This is a genomic window from Rossellomorea sp. FM04394 (assembly GCF_041889765.1).
GTDB lineage: Bacteria > Bacillota > Bacilli > Bacillales > Bacillaceae_B > Rossellomorea > Rossellomorea aquimaris_B.
Genome location: NZ_CP168654.1, coordinates 348,730 through 371,814 on the forward strand (window position 1 = coordinate 348,730; position 23,085 = coordinate 371,814).

Here is a 23,085-nt window from a genome sequence, read left to right on the forward strand (position 1 = left end):
ACAGGACGAGTTTTTGGAATTAATACAGATTAGGATGATGGGGTATGAAACGAGCAAGAATTATTTATAATCCAACTTCTGGTCGAGAGCTATTCAAAAAGCACCTTGCAGAAGTATTAATTAAATTAGAACAAGCTGGATATGAAACCTCTGTTCACGCAACCATTTGCGAAGGAGATGCGACAGAAGCTGCGCGCATTGCTGTAGAACGGAAGTACGATATTGTTGTCGCTGCAGGAGGAGATGGCACTCTAAATGAAGTAGTCAACGGGTTAGCCGAGCAGGATTACCGACCGAAACTAGGAATTGTTCCAATGGGCACAACGAACGACTTTGCACGTGCTCTTCATATTCCAAAGGATATTGGATCAGCTATTGATGTCATCACGAATGGTGATTCCATCCCTGTCGATATCGGACGGATGAACGATCGATATTTCATTAACATCGCCGGTGGAGGAAGAATAACCGAATTGACTTATGAAGTGCCAAGCAAGCTTAAAACGATGATGGGGCAGCTGGCCTACTATTTAAAAGGAATTGAAATGCTTCCATCCATCAAGCCGACGGATGTTTCAATAGAGTATGATGGAAAGCTATTTGAAGGAGAAGCGATGCTATTCCTCATTGGTTTAACGAACTCTGTCGGGGGCTTTGAAAAGTTGGCACCGGATGCCTCGATCAATGATGGCTTATTTTCTCTCTTAATTTTAAAGAAAACCAATCTGGCTGAGTTTATCCGCATTGCGACATTAGCCGTTCGTGGCGAGCACGTAAATGATCCCAACGTCATTTACACACAGGCCAATCGAATTAAAATCAAAGCAAAAGAAAAAGTACAGCTGAATGTAGATGGTGAGCTGGGCGGTGTCCTTCCAGCAGAATTCGAAAACCTTTACCGCCATTTGCAAGTATTTGTCCCTCTTGATAAGATTCGCCCTGAAGATAAAGCTGAATAATGATAAAAGGAATGCCATGGGGGTTATGGCATTCCTTTTTTGTATATTTGATTCTCTAGTTAACGAACAAAAACACACTAAAAGACAATGGGAAACCAATTAGAAAACCCCATCCAATCTGTTGTTTATGACGGAAAGGAACTTTTCTCACAATCCAAGACAGAATGTGGGCCACAATCACAAATGTAAAGACCCAAATGAGTTGTCCCACCACAAACACAAATAGATAAGCAAGGATGGACTCTTTATTAAGTAAGAGGGAAATCCCAAAACCAAAGGTCAATGTTAAAAAAGTGACTGCAATCAAGATGTAGGGTAGCCACCACCTTCTTGACTTGAGAGCGAATAACACTCCAAGAAAAACATTTCCTACGAGGATAAGGTTTACTAAGAAGTCTGGGTTCATATTTATCTACCTTCTCTTTCTAGAATTGTTGCACATACCATTTTACCCTTTGTTCATCGGATAAAACGAGGTAAGTTTTAACATCATATCTAGTAAAATGAAGAATTACATGAACCTGTTAAAAGAATGGGTCTTATAGAATACTCTGGATGATTCCGCCTTCGATACGTTGAGCTGCACCGTTTATTGCCGGAGCTTTCTCGGAAGCCAGGAAAACAATTGTATCAGCCACTTCCTCCACTGTTGCATTGCGTTGTAAAAGGGAAGTTGGTTTTTAGAATATTCACTGATAAATATGTCCAGATCCTGACCGTTTTCGCTCGCTAAGTCTGTGATGAATGTGCGTCCATGTATCCAGGTCTCCTAGTTCGTTTACTCTCGAAATTAATTCGTCTGACTCATGTTTCTTCGAGACATCTGCGCGGATGCCATAAACGGTTCCAAAGACGGACAACTCTTTATGGGGAGAGAAGCATATCGAAAGAAATTTTGAAAATAAATATGACGTCTTAGAAGAAAGAATTCTCAATCGATAACTCCTGTTAAATTTTGTATTCCCCACCACTCCGCGACTATGTTACAGTGGATAAAAAGCATGTATGACAAACAGTGCCACTGGAAGGGTGAATTCAATGTATATCGTACATTCAACATTTATAGTTCCTGATGAGAAGGCTGATGAAGTGATTTCAATCTATCATTCCCGTTCAGGAATAGTCGACAAGGCTGAAGGGTTTCAACGCTTCCTGCTCTTGCAAAATGAGAAAAAACCGGGAGAGATCACAGTTCATATGGAGTGGGACACGAAGGAATATTTTATGACGTGGGTGCAGAGTGAAGACTATAAACGTATTCACGAATTGGAGAAGAAGTACCCTGACCAGGAGCTTGCTTCGATCATTCCTTCCATTCATCGTTTTAAGGTGGTGGCGTACTAATGGAAAATAAATATAAGAGTGTGATAGAAGATGCGGTGGCAAAACTGTACGAACAATATCCTGAATTGGATGAAAAGTATGGTGAGGTCGGACGGAAAAAATGCTATGAAGATAATATTCACCATTTCAACTATCTGGAATCGGCATCTGATGTTGGTGAATCAAAGGTTTTTTCTGACTATGCCCTTTGGCTCAACAGCGTGCTGGTGAGCAGAGGCATGAAATCAGACCATCTCATTGATAACTTCAAATGTATCAAGGAATCTATTAAAGAGAGCGATGTTGATAAAGGAGAAGAATTCAAACTTTATCTAAACGAAGCAATAGAGTCCATTCAAGCGGCAGATAGCGAAAATATGCCATTTCCTAAATGATAAAAGCATCGAACCACCGCGTTCGTTGCTTTTTTTACATAGAGAGGGACGGACCTTTATCCATTTCATTCTCGACCTCCATTTATGGTACAATCAGTAGAGTCTTAAAAAGGAATTCGTAAAGGAAGATATACGTGAGTAAAAATGCGCCAGTTCAAAAAAATGATTATATAGATGAAGCAGTATTTGAAGATCTGACCCATGACGGGAATGGGGTGACGAAGGTGGATGGATACCCGTTATTCGTTCCCAATGCCCTGCCAGGTGAGAAGGGCAAGGTCAAGGTCGTGAAAACGAGTAAAGGCTATGGGTTTGGGCGGCTGACAGAGCGTACCCAGGAAAGTCCGTTTCGCCAGGAGCCTCCATGTCCGATCTACAAAGAATGCGGGGGCTGCCAGATTCAGCACATGACCTATGAAGGGCAGCTGCGGGCAAAAGAAAAAAATGTCCGCGATGTGATGCAGCGCATCGGAAAGCTTCATGATGTACACGTTCACCAGGTTTTGGGAATGGAAGAACCTTGGCGCTACCGCAACAAAGCCCAAGTACCTGTAGGGGAAAAAGCCGGACGCTTTGTAGCAGGCTTCTATCAAAAACGAAGCCATGAAATCATCGATATGGACAAATGTATCATCCAGTATGAAAAAAATGATGAAGTGATTCAGCATGTAAAGGATATATGCGAGAAATTGGAGGTCCGTCCCTATGATGAGAAGAATCATAAGGGGACCCTCCGTCATATTATGACGCGGACGGCGTATACGACGGGAGAAGTAATGGTTGTGTTGGTCACTCGTACGCCGGAGCTTCCTCATAAGAATGCAATCATCGAAGCCCTCGTCGAGAATATTAAAGGGTTGAAATCGGTTGTTCATAATGTGAATCATAAGAAAACGAATGTGATAATGGGGGACACCACCCGCGTTCTTTGGGGAGAAGAAGTGATCTATGATTACATCGGAGACGTGAAATTTGCGATTTCCGCGAGATCCTTCTATCAGGTGAATCCTGAGCAAACGAAGGTGCTCTATGATAAAGCATTGGAATACGCTGATTTACAAGGGGAGGAAACCGTCATCGATGCGTATTGCGGAATTGGGACGATTTCCCTATTTCTTGCCCAAAAAGCAAAAAAAGTGTACGGGGTTGAAATTGTCCCGCAGGCGATAGAAGATGCGAAGAAAAATGCTGAGTTAAACGAAATGACCAATGTAGAGTTTAAAGCAGGACCTGCCGAGGTGGTCATTCCTGATTGGTATAAAGAAGGGATCAGAGCCGACGTGCTTGTCGTGGATCCTCCACGTAAGGGTTGTGATGAAGCACTTCTGAATACGATCCTGGCCATGAAGCCGAAGAGGGTCGTCTATGTATCCTGTAACCCCGGTACACTTGCACGGGACCTTAGAATTTTAGAAGATGGCGGGTATAAAACAAAAGAGGTACAGCCTGTTGATATGTTTCCGCAAACGATGCACTGTGAAGCCGTTGCGAAGATTGAGTTAGTAGAATAAGCGAGGAAGATAGCCGATGTATCTCACAATTGAAGAAACAGCCGAATATCTGTCTCTGCCCCAGTCGTATATTGAGAGCCTCATTCAGCAAAAGAAAATACGGGCAGTACATGACGGAGAGCAATATTTAGTATACAGGGACCAATTCAATCAGCACCTGGAGCAAATGGAAAAAATGAAGCGTCAGCTTGCTGAATATTTGAGTGAACCGATTCCGGAAGATATCGATGTGAAGGATGAAGACTAGCTTCTCCCTTGGCTAAAGACTTTCGGAAACCACCTTATGAAATGGAGAAATACAATGAGCGGACAACAGCGTTCCAATATTAAACAGGGTCTTGAAGTGGATATCGTCCTGAAAAAAGACCAAAGAACAAATAAACTTACACGTGGGATTGTTAAAGATATTTTAACCAACTCACCGAATCATCCCCACGGTATTAAAGTCCGTTTAGAAGATGGACAAGTCGGGCGAGTGAAGAATATTATTCAGTAGTGTTTGGAGAGAGGCCTTTAGTGGTCTCTTTTTTTATCTTTGGGTATTTTATTAATTTTGGTGCCAGGCACAAAAGTGTGGATCGGTGCCAGGCACCAATCAAAGGCACCAATCAAGACTCCGCCATCGAATCCCATAAACAAAAAAGACCTCGATCCAAAACGGATCGAGGTTCATCTTTTCCACTTAACTAAACAATTGAGGAATGCCCTTGATTAACGAGTAAACACCCATGTATGACATGGCCACGACAATCAACGCACCGAAAATGGTCATCCAGATCGGGTGCTTGTAATCACCGACGATTTTGGTTTTATGAGCGGCGATAAGCATAACACCTAATGCTATTGGCAAAATCAATCCGTTAAGTGCACCAACAAGGATTAAAATCGCGACAGGTTTACCTACAATGACGAATACTAGTGTTGAAACGGTAATGAATCCAATGATTAGCCACTTATGATATTTCTCGAGAAGCGGGCTGAACGTCCGAATAAAGGACACGGATGTATAGGCAGCGCCCACAACGGACGAAACAGCAGCGGACCACATGACGATCCCGAACATCTTGTACCCTATATCACCTGCAGCCAGTTGGAATACGGAGGCCGGCGGGTTGGACGGGTCCAATTGCAAGCCTTGCGAAACGATCCCCAAAGCAGCAAGGAAAAGGAAGATTCGCATGATGGACGCGATACCGATGGCAGATACTGAGCTTTTCGTGATCTCAGGAATGGCTTGTTTCCCTGTTATTCCGGCTTCTAATAACCGGTGACCACCAGCGAATGTGATATATCCGCCAACGGTTCCTCCTACCAGCGTAATGATAGCAAGAAAATCAATGGTGTCTGGTGCAAATGTTTTCGTAACGGCTTCTCCTACAGGAGGATTTGCTGTAAACATCACGTACACCGTAAGGATAATCATGAGTAACCCAAGGATCTGGGCGAACTTGTCCATTAATCTGCCGGCTTCTTTCACCAGGAAGATTCCTACGGCGACAATTCCACTGAATAATGCGCCCATTTCCGGCGAAATACCAAAAAGAACATTCGTACCTAATCCTGCTCCGGCAATATTTCCAATGTTGAAGGCCAATCCACCCAGGACGATGAGGATGGCAAGGAAGTAGCCTAATCCAGGTAAGACATCGTTGGCTATATCCTGAGCCCTTTTTTCAGAAATGGCAATGATGCGCCATATATTAAGCTGAGCACCAATATCAATGAGGATTGAAACAAGGATGACGAAACCAAAGCTTGCCGCCAAGGTTTGAGTAAAAACGGTTGTTTGAGTCAGGAAGCCTGGTCCGATGGCGGATGTGGCCATTAAGAACGCAGCCCCTAACAATACGCTGAAATTTGATTTTTTCTTCAAGACGTTCGCTCCTTTGCTGTCATGGGATGTACTACGTGTTGAATTTCAAAGCAATACCCTGCTTTAAATGCCTTAATTGGCGTTCACGGTCTATGTAGAGTTCCTGGGCTTTTTCATGAGAAATCATAGTAAAGGTCAATTCCTCTCCAGGCTTTGCTTGTGCAATCAGAGGAAGATCAACTGATGCGATATCACCGATCCTTGGATAGCCTCCCGTTGTTTGGCGGTCCGCTAACAGAACAATAGGCTTCCCATTCGAAGGAACCTGAATCGTTCCAAAGGCAACCGCTTCTGAAATCATATCAAATTCCTGCTCGAGATGGAGGGACGGACCTTCCAAACGGTAGCCCATTCGGTCTGATTGAGCAGACACTTTAAAGGGTTTATTGAAGAATTGTTCCCGGCTTTCTGGTGAAAAAAGATCATACTCGGTTCCCGGCATCACTCGAATGGTTTTCTTTTGATGATAAGCCGAGATAAATTCAGATGATATGGACCAATCAATTTCTGTGAAATCATTGTCCTCTAAAAAGGGAAGTAAATATTCGATCATATTTTCGGATTCTTCCTTGATCATTCCTGGTTCCAAGGTGTCACCTTCTTTTAATGAGCGACCATTCAATCCTCCAATCCCAGCTCTTGAGTAAGTTGATTTGCTATTCATGACCGTCGCTATATTGAATCCACCTGCAATCGCAAGGTAGCTGCGGCAGCCGCTCTTGCATGCCCCGAATTTAAGTACGCTTCCAGCTTTGATCAATAGTGACCTCCTTAAAGGAACCGGCTTCCCGTCAATGGTTGGAGATAAGTCTCCTCCACAAATTGATATAAGCGTAGTTTCCTGGAACTCAAGTGTTGGGCCCATAAGTGTCATTTCAAGGGTCGCCTCGTTTTCATCATTACCCACCAGCAGATTAGAGATTTTATGGGCGAGAGGATCCATACTCCCACTCACGATGACACCATATTTTTGATAGCCATACCTTCCCAGGTCTTGAATCGTTGAAAGGAGGCCCGGTTTCATTACATTAATCATTGTTCCTCCTCCAATGCTTTATATTCTTCGAGTGAAATGGGGGTGAAACGAATTCGATCCCCTGCTTTTAGTAAGCTTGGTGAGTCGTCGTCATTGGGTTTAAATAATTTTAAGGGGGTACGGCCAATCAGCTGCCATCCTCCAGGTGTTTCAATTGGATAAACGCCTGTTTGTTCTCCTGCAATCCCGACTGATCCTGCCGGGATTTTGAGGCGTGGTGATTCTCTTCGAGGGGTGGCAATCTCCGGGGACATGCCTCCGATATAAGGGAATCCCGGGGCGAATCCAATCATGTATACGAGGTAGTCACCATTCGTATGTTTCTCAATGACCTCTTCAGTAGACATATGATTGTGGTTCGCTACTTCTTCAAGATCCGGTCCGAATTCTCCTCCGTAGCAGACGGGAATGTCGACGATCCGGGCATCTGATTGTTCTAAGGTTGTAAGTTTGGAAAGCATTTGTTCAATTTCAGAGCAGACAATTGTGTAAGGTAATGTGTTTTGAAAAGGCTTGTGAGATTCTATGATTTTGATAGGGTCGTAATAAAGTGTGACGGTTGTAAATGCAGGGATGAGTTCAACAAGCCAGTCGATTGTCCGGTTTTCGAAAAATGTGGTGACGGCTTTGACCATTTCGTGTGTTTCTTGCTGAATGGACTTTCCTAATTGTATAACGATGGCATGATCGCCGAGGGGGCGTAACGAATAATTCAAAGAACTACCTCCAGTCGTAATTGTATGATTATAAGAAATATAAAATATTTATGTATGAGTAGGCGTGCAAATAAGATTATTCAGAAATTTAGGGCATGTTGTTATTATAGTATAATTCTTTGAGTTTTCAATAAAAGGTTGGGAAATAGATGGTTCTACCAAGGAGTTTTCTTCCAAAATCATGGTGTGTGTGGGTATGGTAATTCTGCATTCTTTTTTTGGCTCATTCGAGTGAAACGTTCGTTTCACTCGCCTTTCAGCCAGGGGCTGAAAGGCCGGGGATAGAAGGACAACCGCAGGTGCAAATGAATTTGCTTCTGCGGTTGTCCTTCTATCCCCGGAATGAGCCAAAAAATAGTTAGTACTACTATCCCTATATATACCTGGGTTCAATCATAAAATCGATCATTTTTCATTTCGCGATTTTTGTAAAAAACTAGCATATTTCATCAGGCTTAAATCGTATCGCAATTTTGTTTTATGTGCTATTATTTAGTAATCCGAAATATTATTCTTATTGAGTTTCAATTAGTGGTTAGTGATAGATATTGAAAGGAGGTTTTCTTATGGGTAAGGTAAAGGATCCTTTATGGACGAGGTCTTTTATTATGCTTATGGTAGGAAACTTGTTTGTGTTTATGTCGTTTCAGATGCTGATACCGACTCTTCCTCCTTATATAAAGTCGATAGGTGCTTCAGGTTTGGAAATTGGATTAGTGACGACGTTATTTTCGATAGGTGCTGTTTTAAGTCGGCCTTTTATTGGGTTTATGTTGGAATATAGAGACAGGAAACCTCTCGTTTTAATAGGGGGGATCTCGTTATTATTGATAACGGTGATTTATCCATTGTCCAGTGTGGTCTTCATCTTTCTTATATTCAGGTTTGTACACGGACTGGCGTGGGGATGGTCCACCACGGTTAATGGGACGGCAGCCGTGGATGTGGTGCCGAAATCCCGTCTGGGTGAAGGGATGGGGTATTACGGATTGTCGATTACGATTGGAATGATCATTGCTCCGAGTCTCGGAATTTATTTATTCCAGGTAACGACATTCACGAATCTGATCATTACTTCCAGCGCTCTGGGTGTCATTGCCATTATCTTGTTGGGAATCGTTCATTACCATACACCTCAAGTCGTCAAAGAAACGAAAAAGGAAGATTTGAAATTTTCATATCTTGGCTCTTTAGTTGAAAAATCCAGCTGGTTCCCGGCGTTCATTACGATTATGGTGACCTTTGGGTACGGATCGATCGTAACGTTCATCGTCATCTTTGGAGAAGAACGTGGAATACAGCATATCTTTTTATTCTATTTATGTAATGCGATCATGGCCTCTCTATCAAGACCGATTGCCGGGAAATGGTTCGATGAACGAGGACCTAAAGGTCTTGTGCTCTTTTGCATCATGATCACCTTTATAGGCATGTGGGTATTATCCTATGCTCATTCTGATTTTCTCATTGTCGTATCAGGTATTTTGTTTGGAGTTGGATTTGGTTCACTTATACCGACACTGCAATCCTGGACACTGTCGTTAACTCCCGACAATAGAAGGGGAGTAGCGAATGGGATGTTCTTCTCCTCCATTGATCTTGGAATCGGCTTAAGCGGGTTAGTATTCGGCGTGCTGGCTCAATATGTTGAGACGGGTGTTTTATTCCAGATCTCCAGCCTATTCCTGCTTATTGCTTTAGTCGTGGCGCTACTGGAAGGCCGTAAACAAAAAAAGTTTGTTCATCAGACATCCGCCTAGTTTGATGACTGAATAATGGTGGTAAGTAAAAAGGACTATTTGTTTTTGAAGGTGCAGGCCGCCTTTAGTAACGGATAGTCCTTTCTTCTGTAATGGAAGTGATTCCTATGAATCCCGGTAGAAAGTATCAATCGGAAATTGAAAAGGAAATGAAATTTTATCCCTATGAAATTCTGTTAGAATGATAGAAATAGACTAGTCTGTGAGGTTTCTCAAAAAGGAGATCCACATATAACGGAGGACATTATGACAGAAGAAAAATTACTAATGGAAAAGTCATTCTATGGAACTTTTTTAGTAGACCATGACGTGAACCTTCATCCAATTGAAGTCCTTGGACAAGCTTTTGTAGAAGAGCAGCAAAACGAACCGTATGATTTATCGTACATTCGATATGCTCAAGGTGAGGTCTACTTTCATAGCAAGGACTATGAAGCGGCTATTTTCAAATGGGAAAGCATCCAGAACGAGTTAGAACCTTGGGCCAAGAAGAATATCGCGGATTCTTACTATGAGCTCGGGATGTTATCTTCAGCGGAGGATGTATATACAGCGATCCAGTCGGAAAGCTCGATTTTAACGTTGGAAGTATCCCTTCAGTTATTCTCTCTTTATATCGAACGAAACAAGATCAAGTCAGCCTATCGTACGATTGAAAAAGCGTTGAAGATTGATCCGGACTATCCGAATGTGGCCGAACTTGCCAGGGCTTTTTATGAGGAACAAGAGGACTGGAATAAGGCTGTGGAACTCGCGGTACAGGAGTCGATTCGGACAAGGGAACCTGCGTGGTTCATGATTCTGAGAGACTATGCGGATCAAGGTCATACAACGTCATTTGCGCCTGACTATTTCTATGATATGTTGATTGCAGTTTATGAAAAGGATCGTAAACAGTTTAAGGACCTCGTGTCTTCCCTATGGACAAGCTACAGAAGGAATTCGGTGGCTCATATTGAATGGATGCTTACGGTCAATACGATCTTTGAATACGTGGAAGTACTTCCGAACGAATCATGGGAAGACATCTTATCACAATTCCAGGAAGCTTACATAGGGTTCTTGGAAGGTCATTACTTAGTGAAAGACCTGGAAGGCTTTATGCCTACTATGCTGAGCAATTGGCTGAAAGTGAGCAGGGACCATCAACCCCTTTTCCCGGCGGCGGCCGTTTTGGCCTGGAACGATGTCTTTTCGTACAGCATTGAACAGATGGTCACGGATGAGGCAGAAATGATCCTGCTGGAAGCAGACTCCTCTCAGGCGCGCTTTGAAGACATTATTCTGTTCTTAAACAAAATCATCGATTGGTCAGAACGAAATGATGCTTCTGTAGGCTATAAAACAAAATGGATTGCGGAGCAGTTAATGGATCTCTCCGAGCACCACTTATTAATTGCAGGGAGTGGCTCCAGCGGAAAGTCTTCCTTTGTTCAATCCGTTCTAGGTGAAAGCGTGGGAGAGGCTGAAGGCTCAACCATCATTTATGGCTATCATGATCAGCAGGTAGAAGTGAAGGAGATTCACGATCATGGAGTTCACAAGGTAGAGAGCATCGCTGACTTTGAAGAGCTGATGCAAAGAGAAGCATTCGTAGAGTATAAGCTCCCGTCTGAATTCCTTAAGAAAAATAGAAGCTCCATCATTGACGTTCAAACAGGCAAAAGGCATCTGGATGATTTGACAGCCTTTTATCCTGTAGCGGATGGTTTACTGTATGTCTTGAATGCCGATGCCCCGTTTAATGCAGAGGACCGACAGACTTTAAGGAAATTAACGGAAATCGGCCAGCCTGTGAACGTTCATTTCTTATTGAATAAGATGGACAAAGTATCTCATTCTGACCGTACAGAAGAGATCATTGAATCAGCACGAAACAAAGCCCGGGAATGGTTCCCGGACGCAGAGGTATTACCGTATTCATCCCTGGAAGCTGTTCATCTGCAACGACAGGATGTTCAGGCATTCATAAAGGAACAGTATGAGGTGAAAGGAAGTGCGCTCAAAGCGGAACGTGGGGCCAAACTATTTTATCTAGTCAGAAAAACATTAAGAGATCTTTACTCAAAGCGTAAGAATCGTGAAAACGAGTTGAAAGATACAATCGAGAAGAATGAAGATATCCTGTCGCGTTTGAATGGCTTTGAAAACTACCTGGGTGACATGCAAGCAGATAAAGTCTCAGTCATAAAGGATTCCTTCCATCAAAAGAAAGAAGCGATGAAGAAGGAAATCTCTGAGAAAATCCCTGGTATCCTTAGCGGCTGTTCGGAACTGATCAGTGAAGAAAGTGATTTCAGACAGATCCATACGGAACTGAATGAAGCGATGAATACGCGCATTCAAGCCTATATCCAAGAAGATCTCATGCCGCGTTATGTCAAATCTCTTGAGGAATGGCTTGCCTTCTCGAAGCAGGAGCTCCAAGACAGCCAGAACTATTTGACTGAAATGAGTGGAACCTTCAACGAGCTGTTCGGTAAGGACAAAGTCGTTTTACAATGTGATTTTCAAGTAATAGACGACTGGCGTCGGGATGTAAGCCGCATGGGAACGAGGGCTCAGATTGATAAAGAGAATATTTTATTGCGATTTAAACCGGCACAGTTCTTATTAAAGAGTGCAGGGAAGCTGTTAGGTGTTTTACCTCAGAATAAGTCGTTACTCTACAATCAATACAAACGCTATTTAGAGAACGAAGATTATCAAGATATCACAGCATCTGTTGTCAATAAATTCTTCCTTCAGTTTGATTTGTTCGAAAAATCACTGCAGCAGGATGTTCACTCTTTCTTCGCGGAGCCATTTAATCAACTGGAAATCACGATTAAAGATACAGAAACAGATATTGCATCAGACGAAGAAACACTAAAGAAAATGAAAGCCGATCCGGAACGATATTTCGATCCTATCACTCTATTCGAAGTAAAACTGCTTCAGCAAGAGTACATGGTGAAAGCCAGCTATAAAGCTTCTCATCATTATTCATAAGAAAAAAGACTGATTCCAAGAGGATTTCCCTTTTAGAATCAGTCTTTTTATTTATTACCTTTCTAAACTTGCAAGAATTCGCTATTTTCCCGAATCACATCCGCAATGATCCGTTCAAGAGAATTTTCAGTATGAATGGTAGAGAAATCTAATCCCAGATGAATGGCTGTCTGAGCTACCTCGGGACGGATGCCGGTGATAACCGATTTTACTCCAAGTAGATTCAAGGCATCGATGAGGTGAAAGATTTGCTGAGCGACCATGGTATCAACCAATACCACTCCTGATAAGTCGATGATCAACATGGATAAATGGGCCTCGGCACTTTGTTGAAGGGTTGCTTCTAATATCGTTCGGGCTCGTGTCGTATCAATATCCCCGATGATAGGCAGAAGTCCTACCTCTGAAGTTAAAGAAATGACTGGTGTACTTAATTCCTTGATCAGGGTAGACTGTGCCTGGAGCCGATTCATTAGTATGTTCAGGAACGTGGCAGTGAACGTTTCCAACACATAATCCAATGCGAAATTGATCTTTCGCTCCCACTCAAATACTTCTTTCAGCTGGATGTTTATATTCGATTCTTCCACAAACTTTTCAACATACGTCCAATACACTCTTCTGAACACACCTGAGTTACGAACAACCTCATCGAGCGTCGTACTGGATTTACTACGATCTGCAGCTGTTTGTAAAGTCCAGTTATAAATTAATTCCTTTGACTCTTCTTGAGAAAGTAACAGACACTTGGCGATGATCTTCACATAATTAGAGTTTTGTTCTTTTATTTTGTTCAGTACCTCTGGAGGAGAATCAGGCGAATAATGTGAGCCTGATTTAATATTCTGGAACTTTAACCAGTCTTCAGTGAAATCCAAGGCATGATCAACTAAGTATTCATATAAATCAGACGAATGTGTATCCATATATTCTCCCTTTAAACTTGGCTTATACTCTTATTCTGAAACCTAAAGAGGAGACTGTCAATGTTAAAGGTAGAAATGATAATAAAACTAGTAAATAATATACTTCTTTTATTATCCGGAAAAATATACAAAAAAATCCATGATAGCAGAAAGTGATTAGTCTGAATACTAGTAATATTCTAATACTTGTTGGTTTTATAGTAAAATATATGTATAATTATAATTATTAGAAAATACAAACTATTTTAGGGGGCCTACGATGAAGAAGAAAGTAAGAGGGTTATTTCTAGTATTTATGATTGGGATGGCAGGAATTATGACTGCCTGCGGAAGTGAAGAAGCGAGCTCAAGCGAAGATAAAAAAGAGAAGCTTGTAGTGGGTACCGATGCAGCCTTTGCTCCATTTGAGTATATGGATAAAGGGGAAATTGTCGGATTTGATATCGATTTCTTAGAGGCTGTCATGAAAGAGGCCGGCTATGAGTACGAAGTGAAGAACATTGGATGGGATCCATTGTTTGCAGCAGTACAAGGTGGTAAGGAAGTCGATATGGGGATCTCCGGAATTACTATAAATGATGATCGTAAAGAAACGTTTGATTTTTCCAATCCTTACTTCGAATCCACACACATGATCATGTTTGGTGAAGGTGTGGATATCAAGAGTGCCGATGACCTGAAAGGACTGAAGATCGGGGTCCAGAATGGAACGACCGGTCAGGCGGCAGCAGAGAAAATTGTCGGGCAAAACAGCCCTGATATTTCTAAATACGAAAACAATGTAGTAGCCATTACGGCATTAAAGCAAGGTCAAGTAGATGCTGTGGTAACCGATAATACCGTTGTAAATGAATATGTGAAAAATAATCCGGATGACAATTTCAATACAGTTGAAGATCCTGAAAACTTCGAATCTGAATTTTATGGCTTAATGTTCCCTAAAGACAGTGAGCTGAAAGCTGATTTTGATAAAGCGGTCAAAGAAGTGATTGAAAATGGTACTTATGCTGAGATTTACAAAGAATGGTTTGGTACAGAACCGAACACTGACGCTTTATTAGAGCAAGCAGAATAAGGGAACAAGGGGCGTAGTGAAAGGTATGGAAGATCTTCTTTATTGGGTGTAAAAGAAGATTGTTCCTTCTTCACCTGCCCCTTTTATTATAGTCTATTTACTACTATTGAAAAGGGAAGCGGCATAAGCCGCTACCGAGACAAAAGGAGTTATTATATGCTGGATTTCAGATGGGACATTATTGGAGAATACTTACCTTTTTTTCTAAAGGGAGCATTATTAACAATCGGTTTATCCGTGGGAGCCATCTTTTTAGGCTTAATCTTCGGACTGCTGATGGGGATATTCAGGATTTCGCCCTACCTGCTCGTTCGAACGCCCTTCATTTGGTACATAAACTTTTTTAGAGGTACGCCATTATTTGTACAGATTCTACTCATTCACTTTGGTGTAATGCCAATGATCATGACGGAAATTAATCCAGCCGTGTCTGCATTAGTGGCACTATCGTTGAACGCCACAGCATATATCGCCGAAATATTCCGCGGTGGTATCCAGTCCATTGACCGTGGACAGATGGAAGCTGCCAGGTCATTGGGGATGACCAATATCCAGGCGATGAGGCATATCATTATCCCTCAAGCATTTAAGCGGATGATTCCTCCACTTGGAAATGAATTTATCGTGTTATTGAAAGACTCTTCCCTGGCAGCGGTCATTGCTGCTCCTGAGCTCATGTACTGGGGACGTGCCATGCAGGGGCAGTATTATCGTGTATGGGAACCCTATTTAGCAGTCGCTATCATCTATTTAATCCTTACTCTATCTCTTACGTATCTACTAAACTATATTGAGCGGAGGATGGCAACCGAATGATTAAGGCAGTGAATCTTAAGAAGTCCTTTGGAGAATTAGAAGTATTGAAAGATATTAACGTTAATATCGAACCGCAAGAAGTGGTTGTAGTAATAGGGCCATCGGGTTCAGGAAAATCAACGTTTCTGCGTTGTTTGAACCTTTTAGAATCGATTACCGATGGTCATGTGTATATTAAAGACCGGGATCTAACGGCCAAACAAACAGACATCAATAAAGTACGTACGGATGTGGGAATGGTTTTTCAACAATTCAATCTTTTCCCTCATAAAACCGTGATCCAGAACATTATGCTCTCTCCGATGAAGGTAAGAAAGTGGCAAAAGGATAAGGCGGAAAAGAAAGCATTGGAGTTACTTGATAAGGTGGGACTCAGGGAAAAAGCGTATGTGTACCCGGACTCCTTATCTGGTGGGCAGAAGCAGCGGGTGGCTATTGCACGGGCTCTGGCCATGGAGCCTGAGATCATGCTGTTCGATGAGCCTACTTCAGCCCTTGATCCAGAAATGGTAGGAGAGGTGCTGGAGGTCATGAAACAGCTTGCGAAAGAGGGCATGACCATGGTCGTTGTCACCCATGAAATGGGATTTGCGAGAGAAGTAGGGGATCGTGTCATCTTTATGGACGGCGGGTATATCGTGGAAGAAAACAGACCGTCTGAACTCTTTGGGAACCCAAAACACGAAAGAACCCAGGCATTTTTAAGTAAAGTGTTGTAAGTTGGGGTACTAATCCTGAATTCCACAACAAAAGGAGCCTTCTCAACAAGGCTCCTTTTCCTATGCAGTCTTTGCATGAACAATTGAATATAGCTGCTTTCGTGCACGGTGAAATCGTGTTTTGACCGTGGAGGGAGACAGATTCAGCTTTAAGGCAATTTCCCCATCACTAAGATCCTGCGTCACTTTCAAGGACATGACCTCCTGCTGGGGCGGTGGCAGCCTCTTGATGTTTTCCTGGATGCTGTTCTTGAGGAATCGGGCTTCGATTTCCTCTTCCAAAGCGATATCATCCTGAATTGGATTGACTTCTTCATAATCTTCTATGCAGACTTCATTGCGTTTCGATTCTTTGCGGATAAAATCGATTGCCGTATATCTTGCGATAGAAGTGAGCCAGGACTTTGTTTTGGTCGTATCCAATAAAGTGTCGATTTTGATATACGCTTTAAGAAATGTTTCCTGGACGATGTCCTGTGATAAATGAACGTCCTTCGTCATGTTGTAAGCAATATGATAAATCAGCTTGTGAAATTGATCATACATCTCCTCTAAAGAGGGAGGAGATGCTGGGAACTGAAGTGTGTCCATGTGGATTCACCTCTACTTTCTATTCTAAATCGTCTAGTTTATTTTTTAGGAATGAAGGTGTATCTTTAGCTTTTAACCCTCGCACTTCGACATTTCCGTGGATTTTATACTTGATGATCACCATATATTCATTTGTCATCTGGTTGTATACGAGTTGATCCATGATGGCTTCAACGTGTTTGGAATCCTCTATTTCAATTCCTTTGTTTTCTTTCTTCAACTCCAGGGCTTCGGTATCTGGATCCATGACGTTGAACAGACGGTTACGGTAACGCTCTTGATCGATCACGTACATCCACTCAACGTCAGATGCAGTCACTCTTACATCTTCAAGGTATCCATTCTCCTGTAGCCAGGATTCGAATTTCTTATCGTTATTATGCACCCCGACATGGGTCCATTTGTTCTCTGAAAGAAGTAATTCAACGTTATAGAGGTTCACTCTATCGCGATCTTTTAACGTATCATTATAGGTTTCTTCTCTTAAAATTCCGATGGCTTCATTGATTTGTTCCGGGTCGACAATGCTTATACTCTGTCTGTTCCCCATATCAGCATAAATCGACAGCTTGTCTACACTGTTTGAATCTACGGCGAAAATCTCATTCGTTGTTTCTTTATAACTTTTCATTTTATATAAAGCAGCATATTGGGATTCAAACTCTTCTATATTCATACGGTAGTTCCTCACAAGCTTGCTTCCATCGTGCATCTTGTAATAAAAGAAGACCTGTTCACTATCCTCGTCTGGTACGGTACGATCGTGATTGTTGACGATTTCCTTATGAAGGTTAAGGACGGCTTTAATGGTTTGAGGGTCGTCTATAAAGTGATCCTTGATAAGGCTATCGGGATTGTCTCTCATGGAATAATAGCTGTTACTGACATGGACCTTTTCTATACCCTTCAAATCAGGAACCTTCTTTTCATACTGAAATAAATCAAATTGGATGAACACCCCGATAAGAGAGATGGTAATGGCAAACGCTGCATATCCTTTCCAGTGCCGGAATACTCTCCAATGTTTTTGTAACACCATCTCGGCAATATAGTAGCCAATGAAAGATCCAATAAAATATCCGAATATCGTCCAGATGGCCTCCTGATAGATCTCATGGAAGTACATCCCCCCAACCAGCATGAAACAAAAAGCGACTCCATATTTGAACAGGGGTCTCAGAACAGGAACCACGATGGCTTGAGATGCTGCTTCTACTTTTCTCGTTTTATACAATACATACGATAAAACATAGAGTAGGAGAGTGATAGCTATGAACAGCGCCACATCTAACCCGGAAAAGATTTTATTCTCAAGATATACGGCCTTGATGACAGGGGAATATTGTTCAATTTGGATATTGAAAAAATAATCTTCTGGAAATCCAAATAAAAGATTTTTCAAGCTAAAGCATATCAGCATAAACATGCCCGCCGGCAATAAGAGCAGGATGTAGGTAAGAGCACCTTGTACAGCCGTCAATCCCGTTATCATGGCCACAAAGGCAGCGGTTGTGAAGAGAAGAATATTCATCAGAATGGTAATGCCGCACCAGGTGAGAATATCCTGAACTTCAATGTATTGCTGTAAATCTGTCAATGAATAAAGGGAGATTAAAATAACTGTATTCAGTACAATCGGAATAATGAGTATTGCGAACCCAACCCCGGTAAAATGGAAAAATAATTTGCTGCGTGTAATGGGAAGACTGTGCATAAAGTCCGCAGCTTGTTTCACATGTAAATATCGAAACAGAAACAGGGATAAGATGACTGGAATAAACAGCATCAACCCCATTTGGATCGGGTATTGCATTTTAAACAGGTTCTCATAAATGGCTACCGGAAAAGGCTGGTTCTCGTTGGATAGTTTTCCGATAATGTCAATCGGTAAAGAAAAGAGAAGTCCGACAAAATAGACAATGCCTACCCATCCAACATTCCGAAGGCTTTGTAGGATGACTTCCTTATTGATCCATGATGTTTTGGATGGCATATCCGATGTCCTCCATTTCATAAACAAAAATTTCTTCAAGGGTCAACGGCAACAGATCAAAAATCACCGGATGATAAGGCTGGATCATGCTTCTCACCTGTTGTTCGTCACCTCTGACGATGCAGAGGGATATACTTCCCCGGGTCTCTTCATGTAGAATGTCAAGCTCAGTAAAGAGCTTCTGAGGAATCTCACCTCTGAATGCCAGCTGAACTTTATGAATCCCGCTCTTCAAATCATCAAGCTCTTTCTCAAGCAGAAATCTCCCTTGATGCAAAATTCCGATATGATCACAAATATCTTCCACTTCCCGTAGATTGTGAGAGGAAATCAGAATCGTCATCTCCCGGTTGGCAACTTCTGTGATTAGCACGTTTTTTACTTTCTTACGAACGACGGGGTCTAATCCGTCAAGGGGCTCATCCAGAATGAGTACATCTGGTTGCGTGGCTAATGCAAGAATAAAAGCTGCTTGACGCTGGACGCCTTTCGAAAATTTATGAAGCTTCTTATGAGGATCGATCCCGAAAAGGCTAGTGAGAGATTTATATTGATGAACATCCCACCGGCTATAAGTATGTTGATAAAATTGAGCCATTTGACTTAACGTATAGTGGGCAAAGAAAAAAGGTTGATCGGGAATGAAAAACAAGCTTTCCTTCGTCGGGATATTCTCAAATATCGGTTGCTCTCTTAAGAAAATGTCTCCTCTTTCCGGCTTAAACACTCCAGCGATGGACTTGAGTAATGTCGTCTTTCCTGCACCATTCGATCCGAGCAGTCCATAAATTGAACCTTTTTGAACTGAGAATGAAATATTATGGATGATTTCATTACCCTCAAAGGCTTTACTTACTCCTTTAATCTCTATCATCAGCACTCTTACCTCCTACCGATGCCTCGATATCAGCAATCATCTGCTTTAAATCTTCAGGCGTAATTCCTAAATAAAGAGCCTCAGACAAAAGTTTAGACAACTCTTCCTTTACTTTCATGATTTTCTCCGCGTTTTGAATGTGACTTGAAGGATTAACAAAGCTACCCCGTCCTTTCACCGAATAAATATACCCCTGGGTTTCTAATTCCCTATAAGCTTTTTGGATTGTGTTTGGATTTATGGTCAGCTGCTGAGCCAAGGTACGAACAGAAGGCAATTGTTCATCCGGCTTCAACACCTCATTAATGATTAACTCCTTTAATTTTTCGACTAATTGTTCATATATGGGCTTCCGACTTCTTAAATCAAGCTCAAACATATCCACCCTCCCAACTGTATAAAGTGTACTATGTGTCTTAATACAGTTAAAGTATATAACAAGTTCTACCAGTTTGGGAAGAGGGATGTTGAAAAAAATTTTGAGAAGCTGGTTGGAGTGATATCCACTTTGACTTTTGTGAATAAGGACTCCCTGGTTTGGGAGTAGAAACAATGATACAAACACAAACTAAAGATGAATAACATATATATAGAAAACTGATAAGGTATGGTAAATATGACATTTCCTTTGACAAAGAAAGTTTCCTTGAGGCAAAATGATGGTATTCAAAATTTTTGATCGGAGGAGAGGGTTGGTTATGTTCTTAGATTGGTTAAGTGGATTCAACCCAGCCGTCCAGGCACTTTTTGGCGGTACATTGACATGGGGATTAACCGCACTGGGGGCTGCAACGGTTTTTTTCTTTACCAAAATAGAAAAGCATACGTTGAATATGATGCTCGGGTTTGCTGCAGGTGTCATGATAGCAGCATCGTTTTGGTCACTTCTTGCTCCATCAATAGAGTTCAGTGAACAAAACGGTCAGATTCCATGGCTCGCTCCTGCAATCGGTTTTTTGCTTGGCGGCCTTTTCATAAGACTATTAGATTTTGTCGTACCTCATTTACACTTAGGGAACTCAGCGGAAAAAGCGGAGGGACCTCCGACTAAATTTAAGAAATCAACCCTTTTATTCCTGGCCATTACTCTTCATAATATTCCCGAAGGTCTAGCGATCGGTGTTGCTTTTGGGGCAGCATCCCTGGGACTTGGGGACGCAACTTTGGTAGGGGCAATCGGACTCGCGATAGGAATTGGTATTCAGAATATGCCTGAAGGGGCAGCACTTTCGATACCATTGCGTGGAGAAGGGATGTCGCGTTTGAAATCCTTCAACTATGGTCAGCTTTCAGCCATCGTTGAGCCCATTGCTGCCGTAATTGGTGCAGCTGCTGTCTTATTAGTGCAGCCACTGCTTCCTTACGCACTTGCTTTTGCTGCTGGGGCCATGATTTTCGTGGTAGTCGAAGAGCTGATCCCAGAGTCTCAATCCTCTGGAAGTACAGACCTGGCCACGCTGGGACTCATGTTGGGGTTTGTTGTAATGATGATTCTGGACGTATCGTTGGGTTAAAATAAGAAAGCATGCGGTTTAGATCGCATGCTTTTTTTATTGCCAAAAATAGTATAATGGTAGTGGAGGGGGCGAAAGTGTGAAGGTTGGTCTCGTGAGGCATTTTAAAGTAATAAGAGGATACCCTGATAGATTTGTGACATCCGAAGAACTGATGAAGTGGGTAGAAGAGTACGATGAGTCAGATGTAGAAGAGAATGAGGTTGATCTTCATGATATTGAATGGAAGAAGTGCTATGCAAGTGACTTAGCCAGGGCAGAAGCAACGGCTCGAAAAGTTTATGCCGGGGATATCGTATCATTGAAGGAGCTACGTGAAATCAGACTATCTCCCATATTCAGTTCGAAGAGAAAGCTTCCACTGTTTTTACATTTGTTTATGATCCGGGTAGCCTGGTGGTTTAATCATCGTTCTCAGCCTGAGAGTAAGAATGAAATCCTTAAAAGAATCAATAGGATTGTCGATGCGATCATACAAGAGGGGGAGGACGTTCTCATTGTAGGCCATGGCGGGATTATGATGTTTATGAGGAAAGAGCTGATAAAACGAGGATTTAGAGGTCCTAAGTTTAGAAGACCATTAAATGGGGAGCTCTATGTTTTTCAAGACAAAAAAGGATGATTCCGGGGAATCATCCTAAGCCATTTCTCTATAAGGTCAGTTTTTAACAATCAATAATATCTTTCCTTCGTCGAGCTTTTCTTCGTACTGATCCGCTTCTTCGTGGGAAAATCCAACTTCCATCAGTTTATTTCGGAGTTCGTCGCCTTTTTTCAGAATCATGTTCCCTACTGCAGTCCCTATGCCTGTCTCCTTGACACCAATCTCATTGGCGTCAGCGCGATCCGCGACTCTGTCCGTCCGGTCATCATCATGTGATAATACATAAAGATTATGTTTGTCCACGCCTCGAGAAGATAGCTTTTCAACTTCTGTAATTAATTCCTTATCGTCATAAAATTCCTTAACAGTCGGTTTCAATTCAGGTCTCCTCCATCCTTTATAATGTATTGTCGTTTATCTTTTCCCGTGGGTTCAGGGTGGTAAACCTATGGAGATGTGGGTATACCTATTAGTAATGTGTTATCAAAGAAAGGAGATCTCAAGATATGGAAGAAGTTCATTCTTTAGAATCCATAAATGCTACACTTGCTGCAGAAAAGCTGAGTTTACTATACATTTCAAGACCCAATTGCTCTGTTTGTCACGCACTTTTGCCACAAGTGAAAGAAGTATTGGAAGAGTTTCAAGATGTGAGGTCCATTCATGCCGATGCAGAGGAAATACCGGAAATAGCCGGTGGGTTCTCTATTTTTACTGTGCCGGTCATCATCGTATTTGTAGATGGAAAAGAAATGTTCAGGAAGGCCCGATTCGTTCCAATGGATGAGTTGCATACCCAAATGGCCCGTCTCGTGAAGATGTTAGACCACTAAACAAACGTTTGATTAAGAGAGAAAGTTGTTGGTCTGACAAGGTGGAAAGGGTTAAACGGTTGTTTAATACTTTAGAAACTTAATCTTGGGAGCCGTTTAATAGCAATAAAAAAAGAGCTGCTAAAAAAAGTAGCTCTTTTGTCATGGTTCGGTGAATAGGTATATAATAGAGAGTATACGAGTATAGTAGTCATGAAGAAATAAAAGGGGGCTTGATGAATGATCAGATTGTCCAGGACAAAGAAAGTCATTTTACTTGGTTTAGCAATCATCCTCATAATAGTAGCCAACCGGATTTCCAGTGTACAACAGCTGACAGCAAGAATTGCCACTAACCTGTATATCAGCATGAAGTATCAAGATCTGGATCTCGAATACCAGAACGTCGAATTCTCACCCCAGTTTGGAGATTATTCTGTAGCGTACAAGGACAAGGATGGAAAAGTCTATGGATTCATGGTTACCCCTAAGTCAATGCCCGTCATCATACTTCACGATCCTCTTAATGAGTCACCTTAAATAATAGCGAAATTAAAGAGTGAACCTATCTACCTTTCATCATTTCATTCTTCG

At 41.9% G+C, this 23,085-nt stretch carries 25 protein-coding genes and 1 pseudogene; 15 read left to right on the forward strand and 11 right to left on the reverse strand.

Going from position 1 to position 23,085, the window contains the following annotated elements:
- Positions 1–44 precede the first annotated feature (44 nt).
- Positions 45–959 (forward strand): diacylglycerol kinase, encoded by a 915-nt coding sequence (locus tag ACCB35_RS01865; RefSeq protein WP_044339053.1) that lies wholly within the window; start codon positions 45–47, stop codon positions 957–959.
- Positions 960–1,014: 55 nt separating this feature from the next.
- Here the strand turns inward: ACCB35_RS01865 and ACCB35_RS01870 are convergent, their stop codons facing one another.
- Both ACCB35_RS01870 and ACCB35_RS01875 read right to left on the reverse strand, forming a co-directional pair.
- A complete protein-coding gene (locus tag ACCB35_RS01870) occupies positions 1,015–1,365 on the reverse strand; it encodes a hypothetical protein (RefSeq protein WP_374055513.1) in 351 nt (116 codons plus the stop codon).
- Positions 1,366–1,498: 133 nt separating this feature from the next.
- Positions 1,499–1,683 (reverse strand): annotated as a pseudogene (locus ACCB35_RS01875) (SDR family oxidoreductase); the annotation flags it as partial.
- 314 nt (positions 1,684–1,997) lie between these two features.
- On the opposite strand from ACCB35_RS01875, the gene ACCB35_RS01880 reads away from it, so the two are divergent.
- From ACCB35_RS01880 to ACCB35_RS01900, 5 genes are all read left to right on the forward strand, one after another.
- Complete coding sequence (locus ACCB35_RS01880; protein WP_044339055.1) at positions 1,998–2,303, forward strand: antibiotic biosynthesis monooxygenase; 306 nt, start codon at positions 1,998–2,000, stop codon at positions 2,301–2,303.
- Positions 2,303–2,677, forward strand: a complete 375-nt coding sequence (locus ACCB35_RS01885; RefSeq protein WP_374055514.1) for a hypothetical protein — start codon at positions 2,303–2,305, stop codon at positions 2,675–2,677. Before ACCB35_RS01880 ends, ACCB35_RS01885 begins: the two co-directional genes overlap by 1 nt.
- Positions 2,678–2,811: 134 nt before the next feature.
- A complete protein-coding gene (gene rlmD, locus ACCB35_RS01890) occupies positions 2,812–4,188 on the forward strand; it encodes a 23S rRNA (uracil(1939)-C(5))-methyltransferase RlmD (RefSeq protein ID WP_374055515.1) in 1,377 nt (458 codons plus the stop codon).
- Between the two features lie 16 nt (positions 4,189–4,204).
- On the forward strand, positions 4,205–4,435 hold the full coding sequence (locus ACCB35_RS01895) for an excisionase family DNA-binding protein (protein ID WP_044339058.1): 231 nt from the start codon (positions 4,205–4,207) through the stop codon (positions 4,433–4,435).
- A gap of 54 nt (positions 4,436–4,489) precedes the next feature.
- Positions 4,490–4,684, forward strand: a complete 195-nt coding sequence (locus ACCB35_RS01900) for a YwbE family protein (RefSeq protein ID WP_044339059.1) — start codon at positions 4,490–4,492, stop codon at positions 4,682–4,684.
- A gap of 186 nt (positions 4,685–4,870) precedes the next feature.
- On the opposite strand, the gene ACCB35_RS01905 is transcribed toward ACCB35_RS01900, so the two are convergent.
- From ACCB35_RS01905 to pxpB, 3 genes are read right to left on the reverse strand one after another with little or no spacing between them, the layout of a single operon-like run.
- Complete coding sequence (locus ACCB35_RS01905; protein ID WP_374055516.1) at positions 4,871–6,061, reverse strand: NRAMP family divalent metal transporter; 1,191 nt, start codon at positions 6,059–6,061, stop codon at positions 4,871–4,873.
- A gap of 31 nt (positions 6,062–6,092) precedes the next feature.
- Complete coding sequence (locus tag ACCB35_RS01910) at positions 6,093–7,097, reverse strand: biotin-dependent carboxyltransferase family protein (protein ID WP_374055517.1); 1,005 nt, start codon at positions 7,095–7,097, stop codon at positions 6,093–6,095.
- Positions 7,094–7,813, reverse strand: coding sequence for a 5-oxoprolinase subunit PxpB (gene pxpB, locus ACCB35_RS01915; RefSeq protein ID WP_374055518.1), 720 nt, complete (start codon positions 7,811–7,813; stop codon positions 7,094–7,096). The genes ACCB35_RS01910 and pxpB overlap by 4 nt, the downstream gene beginning before the upstream one ends.
- 566 nt (positions 7,814–8,379) lie before the next feature.
- Here pxpB and ACCB35_RS01920 point away from each other — a divergent pair.
- Both ACCB35_RS01920 and ACCB35_RS01925 read left to right on the forward strand, forming a co-directional pair.
- On the forward strand, positions 8,380–9,573 hold the full coding sequence (locus ACCB35_RS01920) for an MFS transporter (protein WP_374055519.1): 1,194 nt from the start codon (positions 8,380–8,382) through the stop codon (positions 9,571–9,573).
- A 246-nt stretch (positions 9,574–9,819) separates the two neighbouring features.
- Positions 9,820–12,564 (forward strand): GTP-binding protein, encoded by a 2,745-nt coding sequence (locus tag ACCB35_RS01925; protein ID WP_374055520.1) that lies wholly within the window; start codon positions 9,820–9,822, stop codon positions 12,562–12,564.
- Between the two features lie 62 nt (positions 12,565–12,626).
- Here ACCB35_RS01925 and ACCB35_RS01930 read toward each other — a convergent pair whose 3' ends face one another.
- Complete coding sequence (locus ACCB35_RS01930; RefSeq protein ID WP_374055521.1) at positions 12,627–13,490, reverse strand: STAS domain-containing protein; 864 nt, start codon at positions 13,488–13,490, stop codon at positions 12,627–12,629.
- Positions 13,491–13,749: 259 nt separating this feature from the next.
- Here ACCB35_RS01930 and ACCB35_RS01935 point away from each other — a divergent pair, with 259 nt between their 5' ends.
- The 3 genes from ACCB35_RS01935 to ACCB35_RS01945 all read left to right on the forward strand — a co-directional run bounded on the left by ACCB35_RS01935 (position 13,750) and on the right by ACCB35_RS01945 (position 16,100).
- The gene (locus ACCB35_RS01935; protein ID WP_044339066.1) at positions 13,750–14,565 is read left to right on the forward strand and encodes a basic amino acid ABC transporter substrate-binding protein; all 816 of its coding nucleotides are present in this window, start codon (positions 13,750–13,752) and stop codon (positions 14,563–14,565) included.
- 159 nt (positions 14,566–14,724) lie between these two features.
- On the forward strand, positions 14,725–15,381 hold the full coding sequence (locus ACCB35_RS01940; RefSeq protein ID WP_044339227.1) for an amino acid ABC transporter permease: 657 nt from the start codon (positions 14,725–14,727) through the stop codon (positions 15,379–15,381).
- Positions 15,378–16,100 (forward strand): amino acid ABC transporter ATP-binding protein, encoded by a 723-nt coding sequence (locus tag ACCB35_RS01945; protein ID WP_374055522.1) that lies wholly within the window; start codon positions 15,378–15,380, stop codon positions 16,098–16,100. The genes ACCB35_RS01940 and ACCB35_RS01945 overlap by 4 nt, the downstream gene beginning before the upstream one ends.
- A 60-nt stretch (positions 16,101–16,160) precedes the next feature.
- On the opposite strand, the gene ACCB35_RS01950 is transcribed toward ACCB35_RS01945, so the two are convergent.
- From ACCB35_RS01950 to ACCB35_RS01965, 4 genes are read right to left on the reverse strand one after another with little or no spacing between them, the layout of a single operon-like run.
- Positions 16,161–16,691: an RNA polymerase sigma factor gene (locus ACCB35_RS01950; RefSeq protein ID WP_374055523.1), complete on the reverse strand. Its 531-nt coding sequence runs from the start codon at positions 16,689–16,691 to the stop codon at positions 16,161–16,163.
- 19 nt (positions 16,692–16,710) lie between these two features.
- A complete protein-coding gene (locus ACCB35_RS01955; RefSeq protein WP_374055524.1) occupies positions 16,711–18,684 on the reverse strand; it encodes a DUF6449 domain-containing protein in 1,974 nt (657 codons plus the stop codon).
- Positions 18,656–19,558, reverse strand: coding sequence for an ABC transporter ATP-binding protein (locus ACCB35_RS01960; RefSeq protein WP_374055525.1), 903 nt, complete (start codon positions 19,556–19,558; stop codon positions 18,656–18,658). Before ACCB35_RS01960 ends, ACCB35_RS01955 begins: the two co-directional genes overlap by 29 nt.
- Positions 19,545–19,940 carry a GntR family transcriptional regulator gene (locus ACCB35_RS01965; RefSeq protein ID WP_044339070.1) on the reverse strand — a complete coding sequence of 132 codons (396 nt, stop codon included), beginning with the start codon at positions 19,938–19,940 and terminating at the stop codon, positions 19,545–19,547. Before ACCB35_RS01965 ends, ACCB35_RS01960 begins: the two co-directional genes overlap by 14 nt.
- 319 nt (positions 19,941–20,259) lie before the next feature.
- Between ACCB35_RS01965 and ACCB35_RS01970 the strand changes: the two genes are divergently transcribed.
- Together ACCB35_RS01970 and ACCB35_RS01975 are read left to right on the forward strand one after the other, a co-directional pair.
- Positions 20,260–21,075, forward strand: coding sequence for a ZIP family metal transporter (locus ACCB35_RS01970; RefSeq protein ID WP_044339071.1), 816 nt, complete (start codon positions 20,260–20,262; stop codon positions 21,073–21,075).
- A gap of 79 nt (positions 21,076–21,154) precedes the next feature.
- The gene (locus ACCB35_RS01975; RefSeq protein WP_374055526.1) at positions 21,155–21,697 is read left to right on the forward strand and encodes a histidine phosphatase family protein; all 543 of its coding nucleotides are present in this window, start codon (positions 21,155–21,157) and stop codon (positions 21,695–21,697) included.
- Between the two features lie 36 nt (positions 21,698–21,733).
- Here ACCB35_RS01975 and ACCB35_RS01980 read toward each other — a convergent pair whose 3' ends face one another.
- Positions 21,734–22,057, reverse strand: a complete 324-nt coding sequence (locus ACCB35_RS01980) for a general stress protein (protein ID WP_374055527.1) — start codon at positions 22,055–22,057, stop codon at positions 21,734–21,736.
- Between the two features lie 128 nt (positions 22,058–22,185).
- On the opposite strand from ACCB35_RS01980, the gene ACCB35_RS01985 reads away from it, so the two are divergent.
- Positions 22,186–22,512 (forward strand): thioredoxin family protein, encoded by a 327-nt coding sequence (locus tag ACCB35_RS01985; protein WP_374055528.1) that lies wholly within the window; start codon positions 22,186–22,188, stop codon positions 22,510–22,512.
- A 219-nt stretch (positions 22,513–22,731) separates the two neighbouring features.
- Positions 22,732–23,031, forward strand: a complete 300-nt coding sequence (locus tag ACCB35_RS01990) for a hypothetical protein (protein WP_044339075.1) — start codon at positions 22,732–22,734, stop codon at positions 23,029–23,031.
- Positions 23,032–23,085: the final 54 nt, after the last annotated feature.

Bases quoted from the DNA above. Each gene is read 5' to 3' on its own strand.
- ACCB35_RS01910 (WP_374055517.1), bottom strand. From the start codon at position 7,097: ATGATTAATGTAATGAAACCGGGCCTCCTTTCAACGATTCAAGACCTG.
- ACCB35_RS01965 (WP_044339070.1), bottom strand. From the start codon at position 19,940: ATGTTTGAGCTTGATTTAAGAAGTCGGAAGCCCATATATGAACAATTA.
- ACCB35_RS01960 (WP_374055525.1), bottom strand. From the start codon at position 19,558: ATGATAGAGATTAAAGGAGTAAGTAAAGCCTTTGAGGGTAATGAAATC.
- ACCB35_RS01880 (WP_044339055.1), top strand. From the start codon at position 1,998: ATGTATATCGTACATTCAACATTTATAGTTCCTGATGAGAAGGCTGAT.
- ACCB35_RS01930 (WP_374055521.1), bottom strand. From the start codon at position 13,490: ATGGATACACATTCGTCTGATTTATATGAATACTTAGTTGATCATGCC.
- ACCB35_RS01985 (WP_374055528.1), top strand. From the start codon at position 22,186: ATGGAAGAAGTTCATTCTTTAGAATCCATAAATGCTACACTTGCTGCA.
- ACCB35_RS01925 (WP_374055520.1), top strand. From the start codon at position 9,820: ATGACAGAAGAAAAATTACTAATGGAAAAGTCATTCTATGGAACTTTT.
- ACCB35_RS01900 (WP_044339059.1), top strand. From the start codon at position 4,490: ATGAGCGGACAACAGCGTTCCAATATTAAACAGGGTCTTGAAGTGGAT.
- ACCB35_RS01950 (WP_374055523.1), bottom strand. From the start codon at position 16,691: ATGGACACACTTCAGTTCCCAGCATCTCCTCCCTCTTTAGAGGAGATG.
- ACCB35_RS01955 (WP_374055524.1), bottom strand. From the start codon at position 18,684: ATGCCATCCAAAACATCATGGATCAATAAGGAAGTCATCCTACAAAGC.
- ACCB35_RS01970 (WP_044339071.1), top strand. From the start codon at position 20,260: ATGTTCTTAGATTGGTTAAGTGGATTCAACCCAGCCGTCCAGGCACTT.
- ACCB35_RS01885 (WP_374055514.1), top strand. From the start codon at position 2,303: ATGGAAAATAAATATAAGAGTGTGATAGAAGATGCGGTGGCAAAACTG.
- ACCB35_RS01865 (WP_044339053.1), top strand. From the start codon at position 45: ATGAAACGAGCAAGAATTATTTATAATCCAACTTCTGGTCGAGAGCTA.
- ACCB35_RS01870 (WP_374055513.1), bottom strand. From the start codon at position 1,365: ATGAACCCAGACTTCTTAGTAAACCTTATCCTCGTAGGAAATGTTTTT.
- ACCB35_RS01945 (WP_374055522.1), top strand. From the start codon at position 15,378: ATGATTAAGGCAGTGAATCTTAAGAAGTCCTTTGGAGAATTAGAAGTA.
- ACCB35_RS01895 (WP_044339058.1), top strand. From the start codon at position 4,205: ATGTATCTCACAATTGAAGAAACAGCCGAATATCTGTCTCTGCCCCAG.
- ACCB35_RS01920 (WP_374055519.1), top strand. From the start codon at position 8,380: ATGGGTAAGGTAAAGGATCCTTTATGGACGAGGTCTTTTATTATGCTT.
- ACCB35_RS01935 (WP_044339066.1), top strand. From the start codon at position 13,750: ATGAAGAAGAAAGTAAGAGGGTTATTTCTAGTATTTATGATTGGGATG.
- ACCB35_RS01990 (WP_044339075.1), top strand. From the start codon at position 22,732: ATGATCAGATTGTCCAGGACAAAGAAAGTCATTTTACTTGGTTTAGCA.